At 69.1% G+C, this 15,381-nt stretch carries 14 protein-coding genes; 10 read left to right on the forward strand and 4 right to left on the reverse strand.

Annotation, left to right across the window (positions count from 1 at the left end):
* The coding region (locus ACN675_RS23000) for a type I polyketide synthase (RefSeq protein ID WP_420753044.1) at positions 1 to 2,037 on the reverse strand (2,037 nt) is incomplete at its 3' end.
* A gap of 203 nt (positions 2,038 to 2,240) precedes the next feature.
* On the opposite strand from ACN675_RS23000, the gene ACN675_RS23005 reads away from it, so the two are divergent.
* The 3 genes from ACN675_RS23005 to ACN675_RS23015 all read left to right on the forward strand — a co-directional run bounded on the left by ACN675_RS23005 (position 2,241) and on the right by ACN675_RS23015 (position 3,617).
* Complete coding sequence (locus ACN675_RS23005) at positions 2,241 to 2,750, forward strand: SRPBCC family protein (RefSeq protein ID WP_420753045.1); 510 nt, start codon at positions 2,241 to 2,243, stop codon at positions 2,748 to 2,750.
* A gap of 131 nt (positions 2,751 to 2,881) precedes the next feature.
* On the forward strand, positions 2,882 to 3,241 hold the full coding sequence (locus tag ACN675_RS23010; protein ID WP_420753046.1) for a VOC family protein: 360 nt from the start codon (positions 2,882 to 2,884) through the stop codon (positions 3,239 to 3,241).
* A gap of 130 nt (positions 3,242 to 3,371) precedes the next feature.
* Entirely contained in the window at positions 3,372 to 3,617 is a 246-nt protein-coding gene (locus tag ACN675_RS23015) for a hypothetical protein (RefSeq protein WP_420753047.1), read from the forward strand.
* A gap of 11 nt (positions 3,618 to 3,628) precedes the next feature.
* Here the strand turns inward: ACN675_RS23015 and ACN675_RS23020 are convergent, their stop codons facing one another.
* Both ACN675_RS23020 and ACN675_RS23025 read right to left on the reverse strand, forming a co-directional pair.
* Positions 3,629 to 5,359 (reverse strand): alkaline phosphatase D family protein, encoded by a 1,731-nt coding sequence (locus ACN675_RS23020; RefSeq protein WP_420753048.1) that lies wholly within the window; start codon positions 5,357 to 5,359, stop codon positions 3,629 to 3,631.
* A gap of 146 nt (positions 5,360 to 5,505) precedes the next feature.
* Entirely contained in the window at positions 5,506 to 6,195 is a 690-nt protein-coding gene (locus tag ACN675_RS23025; protein WP_420753049.1) for an MBL fold metallo-hydrolase, read from the reverse strand.
* 178 nt (positions 6,196 to 6,373) lie between these two features.
* Between ACN675_RS23025 and uvrA the strand changes: the two genes are divergently transcribed.
* Positions 6,374 to 9,298 (forward strand): excinuclease ABC subunit UvrA, encoded by a 2,925-nt coding sequence (uvrA, locus tag ACN675_RS23030; protein ID WP_420753050.1) that lies wholly within the window; start codon positions 6,374 to 6,376, stop codon positions 9,296 to 9,298.
* A 124-nt stretch (positions 9,299 to 9,422) separates the two neighbouring features.
* Here uvrA and ACN675_RS23035 read toward each other — a convergent pair whose 3' ends face one another.
* Positions 9,423 to 9,773, reverse strand: a complete 351-nt coding sequence (locus ACN675_RS23035; RefSeq protein ID WP_197251524.1) for a DUF1844 domain-containing protein — start codon at positions 9,771 to 9,773, stop codon at positions 9,423 to 9,425.
* 349 nt (positions 9,774 to 10,122) lie between these two features.
* Between ACN675_RS23035 and infC the strand changes: the two genes are divergently transcribed.
* The 6 genes from infC to pheT all read left to right on the forward strand — a co-directional run.
* Positions 10,123 to 10,791, forward strand: coding sequence for a translation initiation factor IF-3 (gene infC / locus ACN675_RS23040; RefSeq protein WP_420753054.1), 669 nt, complete (start codon positions 10,123 to 10,125; stop codon positions 10,789 to 10,791).
* Positions 10,792 to 10,870: 79 nt separating this feature from the next.
* The gene (gene rpmI / locus ACN675_RS23045) at positions 10,871 to 11,065 is read left to right on the forward strand and encodes a 50S ribosomal protein L35 (RefSeq protein WP_197251525.1); all 195 of its coding nucleotides are present in this window, start codon (positions 10,871 to 10,873) and stop codon (positions 11,063 to 11,065) included.
* A gap of 62 nt (positions 11,066 to 11,127) precedes the next feature.
* Positions 11,128 to 11,508, forward strand: a complete 381-nt coding sequence (gene rplT / locus ACN675_RS23050; protein WP_006553977.1) for a 50S ribosomal protein L20 — start codon at positions 11,128 to 11,130, stop codon at positions 11,506 to 11,508.
* A 38-nt stretch (positions 11,509 to 11,546) separates the two neighbouring features.
* Positions 11,547 to 12,359, forward strand: a complete 813-nt coding sequence (locus ACN675_RS23055) for a TrmH family RNA methyltransferase (RefSeq protein WP_420753051.1) — start codon at positions 11,547 to 11,549, stop codon at positions 12,357 to 12,359.
* 81 nt (positions 12,360 to 12,440) lie between these two features.
* Entirely contained in the window at positions 12,441 to 13,511 is a 1,071-nt protein-coding gene (gene pheS / locus ACN675_RS23060; protein WP_420753052.1) for a phenylalanine--tRNA ligase subunit alpha, read from the forward strand.
* Positions 13,512 to 13,569: 58 nt separating this feature from the next.
* Positions 13,570 to 15,381: phenylalanine--tRNA ligase subunit beta (gene pheT, locus ACN675_RS23065; RefSeq protein WP_420753053.1), on the forward strand; the 1,812-nt coding region annotated here is incomplete at its 3' end.

Consider the following 15,381-nt stretch of genomic DNA (forward strand, 5'->3'; position numbering starts at 1 on the left):
GACGACCGAGGCGGCGTCGGAGAGGCTCAGCGCACCGGCGACGTACGCGGCGGCGATCTCCCCCTGTGAATGCCCGACCACCGCCGCGGGTTCGACGCCGTGGGAGCGCCACAGCTCGGCGAGCCCGACCATCATCGCGAACAGCGCCGGTTGCACCACGTCGACGCGGTCCAGCGACGCCGGATCCCGGTCGCGCAGGACGTCGAGCAGCGCGAACGTCGTGTGCGGCGCCAGCGCCTCGGCGCATTCGCGCACGGTGTCGGCGAACACCGGCGACGTGTCCAGCAGTTCAGTGGCCATGCCGACCCACTGCGAACCCTGGCCGGGAAAGACGAACACCGGCCGGTCACCGGCCTCCGCCGCCACGCCGATGACGACGTCGGCGCTCGGGGCGCCGCGGGCGAGCGCGTCGAGGCCGCCGAGCAGTGTCTCGGACCGGGCGCCGATCACGGCGGCGCGGTGGTCGAAGGTGGCACGCGAGTTCAGCAAAGCCCCGGCTACCGCGGCAGGAGGCAGGTCGGGCTGGGCCGATACGTACTCGCGCAACCGCCCGGCCTGCGCGCGCAGCGCGGATTCGGTGTGGCCCGACACGCGCCAGGCCACGACCTCGTCCGCGGGGATCCCCGCGTCGTGGTCCGGCGCCTCGGCCGGTGGGGACTGCTCCAGGACGACGTGCGCATTGGTGCCACTGATACCGAACGAGGACACCGCCGCCCGGCGGGGCCGGTCGAGGTCGCGCCACTCCCGGTTCTCGGTCAGCAGGGACACGGACCCGGAAGACCAGTCGACGTGCGGTGTCGGACGGTCGACGTGCAGGGTCTTCGGCAGGACGCCGTGCCGCATCGCCAGGATCATCTTCATCACCCCGGCCACCCCGGCGGCGGCCTGGGTGTGCCCGAGATTCGACTTCACCGAGCCGAGCCACAGCGGCCTGCCGATGGGACGGTCGCGGCCGTAGGTTGCCAGCAGGGCGGACGCCTCGATCGGATCGCCCAGGGTGGTGCCGGTGCCGTGCGCCTCGACCGCGTCGACGTCGCCCGGGCCGAGCCCGGCATCGGTCAGCGCCTGCCGGATCACGCGCTCCTGGGCCTGCCGGTTCGGTGCGGTCAGGCCGTTGCTGGCACCGTCCTGGTTGATCGCGCTGCCCCGGATCACGGCGAGGATCCGCCGACCGTGGCGCTGCGCGTCGGACAGCCGTTCCAATGCGATCATCGCTGCGCCCTCACCCCAGGCGGTGCCGTCGGCGGCGGCCGAGAACGCCTTGCACCGGCCGTCGGGGGCCAGTCCTCGCTGGCGGCTGAACTCGACGAACACCCCCGGCGTCGCCATCACGGTCGCCCCACCCGCCAGGGCCAGCTCGCACTCGCCGTTGCGTAGTGCCTGCATGGCGAGGTGGATGGACACCAGCGACGACGAGCATGCGGTGTCGACGGTGATCGCCGGTCCGGATAGGCCGAAGCTGTACGCCACGCGGCCGGAGGCGACGCTCATGGCGTTGCCGGTGATGAAGTAGCCCTCGAGGTCTGCGGGTGGCCGGCCCCCGGCCCGCGCCGCGTAGTCGATGCCGGACAGGCCGGTGAACACGCCGACCCGGGAGCCGTGCACCGACCGCGGATCCAGGCCGGCATGTTCGAAGGTCTCCCAGCTCGTTTCGAGCAGGAGACGCTGCTGCGGGTCCATGGCCAGCGCTTCGCGCGGCGAGATGCCGAAGACCTCGGGATCGAACCCTGCCGGGTCGTCGAGAAAGCTGCCCTGCAGCGTGTACGTCTTGCCGGCCTGCTCCGCCTTCGGATCGTAGAGTTCGGCCGCATTCCAGCCGCGGTCCTCGGGAAAGCCGGTGACGGTTTCCGAACCGGATTCCACCAATTGCCACAGGTCCTCGGGCGACTGCACCCCACCGGGGAAGCGGCAACCCATCCCGATGACGGCGATCGGTTCGTGACGCACGGCCTCGGACTCGCGAAGCTTCTCTTTCACCTGGTAGAGCTCGGCTGTCACCCTCTTCAGGTAGTCGAGGAGTTTCGCTTGATCGGTCATCCGAGCAGCTCCTAACCGAGAGCCCCCCATGCCGTCGCGGACCCTCGATTCTATCGGTGCCTGCTGCCCCGGAAGCGGAGTTCACGGCATCGCCGGTGCAGATTCCTTCCGTGCGAGCGATGACTTCCGCCGCGCCCCGCGGTCTGCATGGAGGACCACCGCGTTCCGCGCAGGCGGGAGGCTCAAGACGAGGGGACAAGGCCATGCACACCGCACACCGAGAGAACGTGACTGCCACCCTGATCGTCGCCGCACCGGCCGCGCGGGTGTTCGCGGTACTTGCCGACCCGACCACCCATTCGGCGATCGACGGCACCGGCTGGGTGCAGGACGCCGCCGACCGGGCGCCGTTGACCGAAGTGGGGCAGGTCTTCCGGATGGACATGTACCACCCCCGCCAGGTGAACGGTTACTACAAGGTGGCCAACCAGGTGCACGTGCTCGACCCGCCGCGCGCCATCGGCTGGCGGACGGGGGAGGAGAAGGACGACGGTCACCTGGAGTTCGGGGGCTGGAGTTGGAGTTACGAGCTGGTGCCGCTCGGTCCGTCGGAGACCGAGGTGACGCTCGTCTACGACTGGTCGGCGGTGCCGCAACACATCCGAGACCACATCGGGTTCCCACCGTTCGGTCCGGACCATCTCACCAATTCGCTGCAGCACCTGGCCGAGCTCGCCGAAGCCACCGCCGACGATCCGACGACCCAGGGCTAGACGATTGCGCATCGCGATGCCTTGTGGACAAGTCGTCGAACGACGCGGCCGACCGCCGGCATCGGATGTCCTGTCACGGCCCTCGTAGGGCGAGGAGCGTTCACGCCGAATCTGCCCCGGAGGCCGAACACATGAACCTTCAGAAGATCTACACCGCCCTGCTGACGGAAGATCTTGCCGCCGCCGAAGACTGGTACACGAAATTGCTGGGCCGCGGACCGGATCACCGGCCGATGGACACGCTGCTGCACTGGGAGCTGTTCGACCACGGCGGATTGGCGATTTCGACCGACGACGAGATCGCAGGCACAGGCGTGATGTTCCTCTACGTCGACGATGTCGTGGCAGAACGCCGCTGGCTGCAGAGCCTCGGGATCGTGCTCGGGGACGACATCGAGGGTGACTATTCGACGCTCGCCCAGGTCCGTGATCCCGACGGCAACCTGCTCACCTTTGCGACGCCGCCGTCGCGGCCGTTTCCTCCTGCATGACAGTGTCGGAACGACCACGCAGACGTCGCGGCATCGGTCGGGCCGAAACGGCGTCCCGGTACCGCCGGAAGAGGATTCTGGACCGGAGACCCTGCTCCGCGGGAAAGCAGTGACGATTGGAGCGAGTGCTGTGGACGAAGATCGGAAACCCGACGATTTCGACGACCTCGACGACGACACGAAACGTAGGGCGCAGGAACGGGCGCACGAGATTCAGCAGATGTACGAGCCCGGTGCCAGACCAACGGTAACGGTGCCGGGAACCCACGGAATGGTCTCGGGTACCGCGTTTGCCGACCTCGTCGAGCCGGAGGACGGCCCGACGACGGGCGAAGGGCAGTCGCAGGACGGCGCCGCGGGAGAGGGGCATCGATAAGCCCGGACCGGTCAGGTTTCCCGGACCGTCCTCGCTGCACGCCACCGCGTTGCCGGGTTTCGTCGCCGTCGGCGGTGCGCGTCGGAGGGTGGCTCCCCGGCGTGGGGTCCGTCGGAAGACAAGCCGAGCTCGGCGACCGTCTCGAAATGGTGTGCGCCGCGAGCTGTCCGCTCGATGGTCAGATGCGCAGCGCGACCATCGACCCGGAGCGTGGCGATCTGGTTTCCGAATGTCGGACCAGCTGTCTTGCTCCAGGTGATGGAGGTGTCCGGCACTGGCGTCACCCGCCCGAGAACCGCGCGGACGCAGCGTTCTGCTGCGCGACTCCAGGCGACACGGAACGCCACCCGAACTGCCGCCGGAACATGATTGTGCAACGGCGAGCACGTCAACTGGTAGATCGCCGCGCTCACGGGGACGCGGAAGTGGGCACGAGCGGCGTATGCGTGGTGCACGTCGCCCGACAGCACGCACACCGTCGCCGGGGTGATATCGGACCGCCCTGAGCGGCGTCCACTGCCGACCTCCGCCAGCAACCGGGCGACACGGTCGAACGAGTCGCGGAATGCCGACCAATGCTCGAGATCCGCATCGCGGCGGAGCTTTTCGGCCCACCGCCCGAGCCGTTCACCGCGCGCTCCGGATGTGAGCAACTCGTCCCACGCTTCGACGTCGTGCATGGCACGCGGAAGCAACAAGGGCAATGACGTCCCGATGAGCAGGTGATCGTAGTCGCCCTCGGTCTGGCTTTCGATCCAGTCGAACTCCGGATCCGACACCATGTCCCGGCGGTCGGCTGTGAGGACCCGGCCGCACCGCGAATCGATCATCAGCAACCGCACCGAACCGAAATCCCGCCGGTAGGACCACCGCGCGCCGGAAGCGCCGTCCGCTTCCTCGTCCGCATCGGAGGCGAAGGCGCGGAGAATCTGCTCGGCATCACCCCCGCAGTTCCGGACACGGTCGTAGAGCGCGTCTTCGGACAGTTCCTTCGGTGAAAGATTCCCGAGGTGCTGGTAGATCCAGTACGACATGAGGGCACCGACGATCCGTTCCTCCCACCACGACGAGGCCTCCACTTCGGCCCGCCACAGGTACGAGGTGTTCCAGTCGTCGTGCACGTCGTGGTCGTCGAAGATCATCGAGGTCGGCACGGTCGACAACAGCCAACGGACGTTGCGTTCGGACCACGATTGGGAATACAGCCAGGTGTATTCCTCGAAGTTCCGCACCTGCGCGCCCGGTGGTTCCGACAGATCGTGCCGCTCGCCGACACGCCGCCGCATTTCCGGCGACAGTTCGTCGGCATACACCTGGTCGCCGAGCAACAACAGGGCATCGGGCCACTCTTCGGGGGAGCGGGCGCGCATACGCTGCGCGTACGCCACGAGAGCATCGGTCCCCAGCGCCGACGAATCCTCGTCGTCCGTGGCCGTCGCCACGCGACACGAGCCGAACGCCAGGACGAACCGGTCGCCGGCACCGAGCGTCCGAATCAGGGACGGGTCGTCGCCGGGATGTGGCCACACCTCGTGCCCGTCCAGACGCACCTCGTAGGGCGTGGTAGATCCCGGTTCCAAGCCCTCGACCGAGACGAGGGCGTAGTGGTGGCCTGCCACCGTCCACGTCTTCTCCGAGTTGCCGAGGACCTGCACGATGCACGGGGCAGATGTCTCCACCCACACCGTGGCGTCCGTGGCCCCGACGTGCCGAAGTAACGGGCCGAGAACGAGATCCACCACGGCGTCACCGTGCCCGTGCTCGACGGAGCGACCGGCTCATGCGGTCCGAGGGTACTCGCAGCGAGCGCCCCCGGGCCGATTCCGGCGATTTCCGCACCGCGTTCGGGCTGTCTGCGGGTCGCGCCGGTACGGAGGTCGGGCCGCAGCTACCAGCCGCGTTCCCGCCACTCGCCGAGATGCGGCCGCTCGGCACCGAGCGTCGAATCCTTGCCGTGCCCCGGGTAGATGACGGTGTCGTCACCGAAGCGGCCGAACAGCTTCGTCTCGACGTCGTCGAGCAGCGACGTGAACTTCTCGTGGTCCGCGGTCTTGCCGATACCGCCGGGGAACAGGCAGTCGCCGGTGAACACGTGGTGGCGACCCGTGCCTTGCTCCTCGAGGACCAGCGCGATCGAGCCCGGGGTGTGCCCGGACAGGTGCAGCACCTCGAACGACAGTTCGCCGATCTCGACGGTGTCACCCTCCATGAGCAGGCGGGCGGGCGTGACGGGCAGCGGCTCGGCGTCGAGCGGATGCGCGGCGGTCGGCACACCGGTGGCCCCGGCGACCTTCTCGAGGCCCTGCCAGTGATCCCAGTGCTGGTGCGTGGTGACGATCAACTCGAGTTTCGGCGCGTTCTCGGCGAGGTAACTCACCAGCAGATCCGGCTCGTTCGCGGCGTCGATGAACAGCGACTTGCCGGTGGCGGTATCGGTGATGAGGTAGGTGTTGTTGTCCATCTGGCCGACGGAGAGCTTGACGATGGTCGCGCCGGGGATCGTGCGGCGCTGCGCGGGGCCGCCGGGGGAGACCTCCCCGGTGTAGTGGTCGTCGATGGTCACGGGCTGCTTCGTCATGTGGTGCACGTTACCGCCGAGGCGCATCTGCCGAGGTGAGGAGGCTGCGAACGAGAACGTGTCGGTGGGCGCGCCTACCATGGCACAGTCCGGTGTCGCGTGATTCGGCGCCGGCTCCTCGAAATGCAACCGGACCGTGCGCGCCCACCAGGCGCGGGGTCCGAAGGAAGGACGTGGCGTGGCGGATCGCCTGATCGTGCGAGGTGCGCGGGAGCACAACCTGCGCGGAATCAACGTGGACCTCCCACGGGACAGCCTCATCGTGTTCACCGGGCTGTCCGGCTCCGGCAAGTCGAGCCTCGCGTTCGACACGATCTTCGCCGAGGGGCAGCGGCGGTACGTCGAATCGCTGTCCGCGTACGCCCGCCAGTTCCTGGGCCAGATGGACAAGCCCGACGTCGACTTCATCGAGGGCCTGTCCCCGGCGGTGTCCATCGACCAGAAGTCCACCAACCGCAACCCGCGGTCGACGGTCGGCACCATCACCGAGGTCTACGACTATCTGCGTCTGCTGTACGCGCGCGCCGGCACCCCGCACTGCCCGGTCTGCGGTGAGCAGATCGCGCGGCAGACGCCGCAGCAGATCGTCGACCAGGTGCTCGACATGGAACCGGGACTGAAGTTCCAGGTCCTCGCGCCGGTCGTGCGCACCCGCAAGGGCGAGTTCGTCGACCTGTTCGAGCAGCTCACCATCCAGGGCTTCGCCCGCGTGCGCGTCGACGGCGTCGTGTATCCGCTGACCGACCCGCCGAAGCTGAAGAAGCAGGAGAAGCACGACATCGAGGTCGTCGTCGACCGCCTCGCCGTCAAGCCCACCGCCAAGCAGCGGCTCACCGACTCGATCGAGACGGCGCTGCGCCTCGCCGAGGGCATCGTCGTGCTCGACTTCGTCGACCGCGACGAGAACGCCCCGGACCGGGAACGCCGCTTCTCCGAGAAGCTCGCCTGCCCCAATGCGCATCCGCTGTCCATCGACGATCTCGAGCCCCGCTCGTTCTCGTTCAACTCGCCGTACGGAGCCTGCCCCGAGTGCACCGGTCTCGGTGTGCGCAAGGAGGTCGACCCCGATCTCGTGGTGCCCGACCCCGACTGCACCCTCGAGGACGGCGCGATCGCCCCGTGGTCGGTGGGGCAGAGCTCCGAGTACTTCAACCGGTTGCTGTCCGGCCTCGGCGACATCATGGGCTTCGACCTGTCGACCCCGTGGAACAAACTGCCCGCCAAGGCCCGCAAGGCGATCCTCGAGGGCAGCACCGAGCAGGTGCACGTCCGCTACAAGAACCGCTACGGCCGGGTTCGCTCGTACTACGCCGAGTTCGAGGGCGTCATGCCGTTCCTGCATCGCCGGCTCGAGCAGACCGAGTCCGAGCAGATGAAGGACCGCTACGACGGCTACATGCGGGACATCCCGTGCCCCGCGTGCAACGGCGCGCGGCTGCGGCCGGAGATCCTGTCGGTGACGATCGCCGCCGACGGTGGGCACAAGTCCATCGCCGAGGTGTGCGATCTGTCGATCGGCGAGTGCTCGGCGTTCCTGAACGGCCTGACTCTCGGTCCCCGCGAGGAGGCCATCGCCGGGTCGGTGCTCAAGGAGGTGCAGGCCCGTCTCGGGTTCCTGCTCGACGTCGGCCTCGAATACCTCACCCTCTCGCGCGCGGCCGCGACCCTCTCCGGTGGCGAGGCGCAGCGCATCCGGCTCGCCACCCAGATCGGTTCCGGCCTGGTCGGTGTGCTGTACGTGCTGGACGAACCGTCCATCGGCCTGCACCAGCGCGACAACCGTCGCCTCATCGAAACCCTCACGCGGCTGCGGGATCTCGGCAACACGCTGATCGTCGTCGAGCACGACGAGGACACCATCCGCGCCTCCGACTGGGTCGTCGACATCGGGCCGTTCGCCGGTGAGCACGGCGGCCGGGTCGTGCACACCGGAACGTACAAGCAGTTGCTGGACAACACCGAGTCGCTGACCGGCGCGTACCTGTCCGGACGCAAGAGCATCGAGGTGCCGCCGCTGCGCCGGCCGATCGACCGCAAGCGGCAGGTCACGGTCGTCGGGGCCCGGGAGAACAATCTGCGCGGCATCGACGTGTCGTTCCCGCTGGGTGTGCTCACCAGCGTCACCGGGGTGTCCGGCTCGGGCAAGTCCACGCTGGTCAACGACATTCTCGCGACGGTGATGGCGAACAAGCTCAACGGCGCCCGCCAGGTGCCGGGCCGGCACACCCGCGTCAACGGCCTCGACCAGCTCGACAAGCTCGTCCAGGTCGACCAGTCACCGATCGGCCGCACCCCGCGGTCGAACCCGGCGACCTACACCGGTGTGTTCGACAAGATCCGTACCCTGTTCTCGCAGACCACCGAGGCGAAGGTGCGCGGATACCAGCAGGGACGGTTCTCGTTCAACGTCAAGGGCGGCCGGTGCGAGGCGTGCTCCGGCGACGGCACCCTCAAGATCGAGATGAACTTCCTGCCGGACGTGTACGTGCCGTGCGAGGTGTGCCACGGCGCCCGCTACAACCGCGAAACCCTCGAGGTGCACTACAAGGGCAAGAACATCGCCGAGGTTCTGGACATGCCGATCGAGGAGGCCGCCGAGTTCTTCCAGCCGGTCACCTCCATCCACCGCTACCTCAAGACGCTGGTGGACGTCGGGCTCGGCTATGTGCGGCTCGGGCAGCCGGCGCCCACCCTGTCCGGTGGTGAGGCACAGCGCGTCAAGCTCGCCGCGGAACTGCAGAAGCGGTCGAGTGGACGCACCGTCTACGTGCTCGACGAGCCGACCACGGGCCTGCACTTCGAGGACATCCGTAAGCTCCTCGGCGTCATCAACGGGCTCGTCGACAAGGGCAACACGGTCATCGTCATCGAGCACAACCTCGACGTCATCAAGACCGCGGACTGGGTCATCGACATGGGGCCGGAGGGCGGATCGGGCGGCGGCACCGTGGTCGCGCAGGGCACCCCCGAGGACATCGCGGCGACCGAGGGCAGCTACACCGGCCGGTTCCTCGCCGAGGCACTCGGCGCCGCACCGGCGTCGGAACCGGTCCGCAAGCCCGCCCGCAAGCGCGCCCCGAGGAAGGCCGCCGCGGTCGGGTAGCCGACAGGCGCCGACGCGGCGCGGCTCGACTCACGGAAGGGCGCGCCGACCTGCACACGAGCAGGTCGGCGCGCCCTCGTGCAACCGGCGTCGGGATCCTCGAGGTCAGTAGAGATCCTCGAGGTCAGTAGACGGGGCCGGTGTACTTCTCGCCGGGGCCCTTGCCGGGCTCGTCGGGATGCGCCGACGCCTCCCGGAACGCCTTCTGCAGCGCCTGCAGGCCTTCCCGCATGGGACCGGCGTGCGGTCCGAGGTACTCGACGGACGCGGTGACCAGGCCGGCGAGCGCGGTGATGACCCGCCGCGCCTCGTCGAGGTCCAGGTGGGCGCTGTCGTCGGGGTTCTCGTCGCCGAGGCCCAGTTTCTCGGCGGCGGAGCTCATCAGCATCACGGCGGCGCGGCTGATCACCTCGACGGCGGGAATCTCGGCGAGGTGGCGAACGTCGTCGGCGGGCGACTCGGGGGTGTCGGTCATACCGTCGAGGATTCCATCCCGGTCCCTCCGGATCGCTCGCGGGTCGGGTGGGGGAGCGCCCGATTCGATCCTCACGTGCAGATTTGCTACTGTGGATGCCACGACCGCCCACGTGGAACACGCGTGGGCAGCAAAGTGGAGTCCGACTCCCACCTCTGGCGGCACATCGTTGCAGCTCAGTGGTCCGGTCCGCCCCGCACCTCGGTGCCGTGGGTGACTCGCCTTCCCGGGTGAGCGACGACGATGCAGCCCCGGCTGCCGGTTCGTCGGGCCGGTCGGTAATCGGACCTCGCGTGGAGCTTCGGCGCCGCAGCGGGGTCTTTTCGTCGAGGAATGTCGGGCCCACGTGCTGCGGCGCGGTCAACAGACCGCACCGCTCTACCTAGGAGGCCCCATCAGCGCTGAGACCCGCATCAACGAACGCATCCGAGTTCCCGAGGTCCGACTCGTCGGACCGGGTGGTGAACAGGTCGGAATCGTGCGTGTTGAAGATGCACTCCGCCTGGCATACGAAGCCGACCTCGATCTGGTCGAGGTGGCCCCCGACGCCCGCCCGCCCGTGTGCAAGATCATGGACTACGGCAAGTTCAAGTACGAGGCCGCGCAGAAGGCGCGCGAATCGCGCAAGAACCAGCAGCTGACCGTGATCAAGGAGCAGAAGCTCCGGCCGAAGATCGACGACCACGACTACGAGACCAAGAAGCGCAACGTCGTTCGCTTCCTCGAAGCCGGGTCGAAGGTCAAGGTCACCATCATGTTCCGTGGCCGCGAGCAGTCGCGTCCGGAACTCGGATTCCGGTTGCTGCAGCGTCTGGGTGCCGATGTGGCCGATCTCGGCTTCATCGAGACCGCTCCGAAGCAGGACGGCCGCAACATGACCATGGTGCTGGCCCCGCACAAGGGCGCGAAGACCCGCGTGAAGGCCCAGGAAGCAGCCCAGGCCAACACCGCCAAGTCCGCTCCCGCCGCTCCCGCGCCTGCCGCCGAGCAGCCGAAGACCGAGCAGGGCGACGCCTAGACAAGCTGACCGCTCGGGCAGCACAGCCGGTGCTGCGTGAGTTAGACGTACCCGAACAACCGGAAGAACTGAGGACTCCATGCCCAAGTCGAAGACCCACAGCGGCACCGCGAAGCGATTCAAGGTGTCCGGCAGCGGGAAGATCCTGCGCCAGAAGGCCGGCCGCCGCCACCTGCTCGAGCACAAGTCCTCGCGGGTCACCCGTCGCCTCGACGGCAAGGCCGTCGTCGCCGACGTCGACGCGCCGCGCATCAAGCGCCTGCTCGACATCTGAGCTTTCCCGACCGACCATCCCGGGGGCGAGAATCAGCCCCCCGAAACTGACAGGACATATCAGTGGCACGCGTGAAGAGGGCAGTCAACGCCCAGAAGAAGCGCCGTTCGATTCTCGAGGCTTCCAAGGGCTACCGCGGGCAGCGCTCGCGGCTGTACCGCAAGGCCAAGGAGCAGCAGCTTCACTCGCTGACCTACGCCTACCGCGACCGTCGTGCGCGCAAGGGTGACTTCCGCAAGCTGTGGATCAGCCGTATCAACGCCGCTGCCCGCGCCAACGACATCACCTACAACCGGTTCATCCAGGGCCTGAAGGCCGCCGGTGTCGAGGTCGACCGCAAGATCCTCGCCGAGCTCGCCGTCTCCGACGCCGAGGCGTTCGCGGGCCTGGTCGCCGTCGCCAAGGCCGCCCTGCCGGCCGACGTGAACGCTCCGGCCGCCTGAGCGCAGCGCTGAACGACACGACAGCACAGAAGCGACCCGTGGATCCGCTCACCGAGCGCACTCCACGGGTCGTTTCTGCTGTGAAACTGCTGCGTACCGCCGACCGCCGCAAGGCCGGCCGCTTCCTCGCCGAGGGGGAGAACTCGGTCGCCGAGGCGCTCGAAACCGCGACCGTGCACGAGGTGTTCGTCACCGCCGCCGCGGCCGAGCGCTATCCGGGTCTGCTCGACGCCGCGCACCGTCGCCGCGTCCGCGTCTCGCTCGTCACCGACCGTGCCGCCGAGCGGCTGTCGGACACCGTCACCCCGCCCGGCATCGTCGCCGTGTGCGACCTGCTCGACGTGCCCCTCGACCGGGCGCTGTCCGCGCAGGCCCGGCTCCTCGCGGTGCCCGTCGCGGTGGGGGAGCCCGGCAATGCGGGCACCGTCATCCGGGTAGCCGACGCCGTCGGCGCCGACGCCGTGATCCTCGCCGGTGACAGCGTCGACCCGCACAACGGCAAGTGCGTGCGGTCCTCCGCGGGCAGCGTGTTCCACCTGCCGGTCGCCCGGGAGCGCGACACCGACCGCGTGCTCGGTGCGCTCGCCGACGCCGGTCTGCAGGTGCTCGCCACCGCCGCGGACGGCGAAGTGAATCTCGACGACGCCGACGATCTGCTCGCCGCGCCCACCGCCTGGCTGTTCGGCAACGAGGCCCACGGACTGGACCCGCAGATCGCCGCCCGCGCCGATCACCGGGTGCGGATCCCCATCCGGGGCCGCGCCGAATCGCTGAACCTGGCGACCGCCGCCGCGATCTGCCTGTACGCCAGCGCGCGGGTGCAGCATCGCGTGCACGGACCCATCGCCTAGGATTTGTGTGTTGTGCTGCCGGGATCCGGTTCCGGCCGCACCCGACAGAAACGTTCGCCGGAAGAAGGAGTTGCACCGGTCGTGGCCAAGAATGAGGGCGGCACGCCGCCGGCAGTGGACCCCAGCGCGCTGGCCGAGGAAGCGCTCGCCGCCGCCGAGAAGGCCGCGCAGGAAGCGTTCGCCGCCGCCACCGACCTCGACGCGCTCGCACAGGCGAAGATCGAGCATCTCGGCGACAAGGCGCCCATCTCGCTCGCGAAGCGGGCGCTCGGATCGTTGCCCGGCAACGAACGCGCCGACGCGGGCAAGCGTGTCAACGCGCACCGCACCGCCGTGCAGGCCGCGTTCGACGAGCGCAAGGCGCAGCTGCAGGCGGAACGCGACGCCGCGGTCCTCGTCGCCGAGGCGATCGACGTGACCCTGCCGGCGAATCGCCGCGCCCCCGGCGCCCGCCACCCGATCACGATCATCTCCGAGCAGGTCTCCGACGTGTTCGTCGCGATGGGCTGGGAGGTGGCCGAGGGTCCGGAGGTCGAGACCGAGCACTTCAACTTCGACGCCCTGAACTTCCTGCCGGACCACCCGGCGCGGACCATGCAGGACACCTTCCACATCGCGCCCGAGGAATCGCGGCAGGTGCTGCGCACCCACACCTCGCCGGTGCAGGTGCGGACCATGCTGTCCCGCGAGATCCCCATCTACGTGGTGTGCCCGGGGCGCACGTTCCGCACCGACGAGCTCGACGCCACCCACACCCCGGTGTTCTCGCAGATCGAAGGCCTCGCGGTCGACAAGGGCCTGACGATGGCGCACCTGCGGGGCACCCTCGACGCGTTCGCCCGCGCGCTGTTCGGCCCCGACACCCGCACCCGCATGCGGCCGAACTACTTCCCCTTCACCGAGCCGTCGGCCGAGGTCGACGTGTGGTTCCCGAACAAGAAGGGCGGCGCCGGCTGGGTCGAGTGGGGCGGCTGCGGCATGGTCAACCCCAATGTGCTGCGTGCCTGCGGCATCGACCCCGACGTCTACAGCGGATTCGCGTTCGGCATGGGACTCGAGCGCACCCTGCAGTTCCGCAACGGCATCTCCGACATGCGCGACATCGTCGAAGGCGACGTGCGGTTCACGCTGCCGTTCGGCGTGCAGGGCTGACGCCCGCCCCGAACCCGACCATCCCCGAGAATCGAACGAACGAGAAAGCTGAACTCACGTGCGAGTAGCGCAGTCCTGGCTGACCGAGATCCTGCAGCGTTCCACCCCCGAATGGAACGTCACCGCCGAGGAGCTCGACGCGGGATTCGTCCGGGTCGGTCTCGAGGTCGAGGAGGTCGACACCCTCGACCGCATCGACAACCTCGTCGTCGGCCGGGTCGTCGAGATCACGGAGCTCACCGAATTCAAGAAGCCCATCCGGTTCTGCCGGGTCGACGTCGGTGAAGCCGAGCCGCGCGGCATCGTGTGCGGCGCCCGCAACTTCGCCGAGGGCGACCTCGTCGTGGTCGCTCTGCCCGGCGCGGTCCTGCCCGGCGACTTCGTCATCGCGACCCGCAAGACCTACGGCCAGGTGTCCGACGGCATGATCTGCTCGATCGCCGAACTCGGGATCGGCAAGGACCACTCCGGCATCCTCGTGCTCGAGGAGGGCAGCGCCGAGCCCGGCACCGACGCCAACGACCTGCTCGGCCTCGGCGACACGGTCATCGAACTGAACATCACCCCGGACCGCGGCTACTGCTTCTCGGCGCGCGGCCTGACCCGCGAACTCGCGTGCGGTTTCGACCTCGAGTTCTCCGATCCGGCGCAGGTCACCCCGAACCCGGCCGACGGCGAGGCCTACCCGATTCGGCTCGAACCGGAGTCCGGCGCCACCCGGTTCGCAGCACGGAAGGTCACCGGTATCGACCCCGACGCGGTGTCGCCGTGGTGGCTGCAGCGGCGGCTGCTCACCGCCGGGGTGCGCCCGATCGGCCCCGCGGTCGACGTCACCAACTACGTGATGCTCGAGCTCGGTCAGCCGCTGCACGCGTTCGACGCGGCGACCCTGCAGGGTGAGCTCGTCATCCGCCGCGCCCGCGCGGGCGAGAAGCTCACCACCCTCGACGGTGTCGAACGCGTCCTCGACCCCGAGGACGTCGTCATCACCGACGACTCCGGTGTCATCTCGCTGGCGGGCATCATGGGCGGCGCCACCACCGAGGTCGGCGACACCACCACCGACGTGCTGCTCGAGGCGGCCACCTGGGATCCGCTGGCGGTGTTCCGCGGCAACCGTCGGCACAAGCTGTCCAGCGAAGCCGGTAAGCGCTTCGAACGCAACGTCGACCCCGAGGTGGCACTGCCCGCCCTGGACCGGGCCGCGTCGCTGCTGGTGGAGATCGCCGGTGGCCGGGTCGAACCGCTCCTGACCGACGTGTCGGTCCCGGTCGAGCCGGTCACGATCCGCATGGACATCGACCTTCCGGACCGGGTCGCCGGGGTCACCTACCCGAACGGCACCGCCGCGCGGCGGCTCACCCAGATCGGCTGCGCCGTCGAGGTCGGCGTCGGGGTGGACGGGCACGGCCAGCTCGTCGTGACCCCGCCGTCGTGGCGTCCGGACCTGCGTCAGCCCGCCGACCTGGTCGAGGAGGTGCTGCGCCTCGAGGGTCTCGAGCAGATCCCGTCGGTGCTGCCCGCCGCGCCGGCCGGCCGCGGTCTCACCCCGTCGCAGAAGCGTCGCCGCGCCGTGGGCCGGGCCCTGGCCTCCGACGGGTATGTCGAGGTCCTGGCGCCGGTGTTCCTGCCCGCGCACGTGTTCGACACGTGGGGTCTGGACGCCGACGACCCGCGCCGCCACACCACCAAGGTACTCAACCCGCTCGAATCGGATCGTCCCGAGCTCGCGACGACGCTGCTGCCCGGTCTGCTCGAGGTGCTGTCGCGCAACGTCGCCCGCGGTCAGCGGGACCTGTCGCTGTTCTCGATCGCGCAGGTCGTGCAGCCCGGCGCCGAGACCGGACCGGTCCCGGTGCTGCCGGTGGAT

It is taken from the genome of Rhodococcus sp. O3, from assembly GCF_048897285.1.
In the GTDB taxonomy this organism is placed as follows: domain Bacteria; phylum Actinomycetota; class Actinomycetes; order Mycobacteriales; family Mycobacteriaceae; genus Rhodococcus.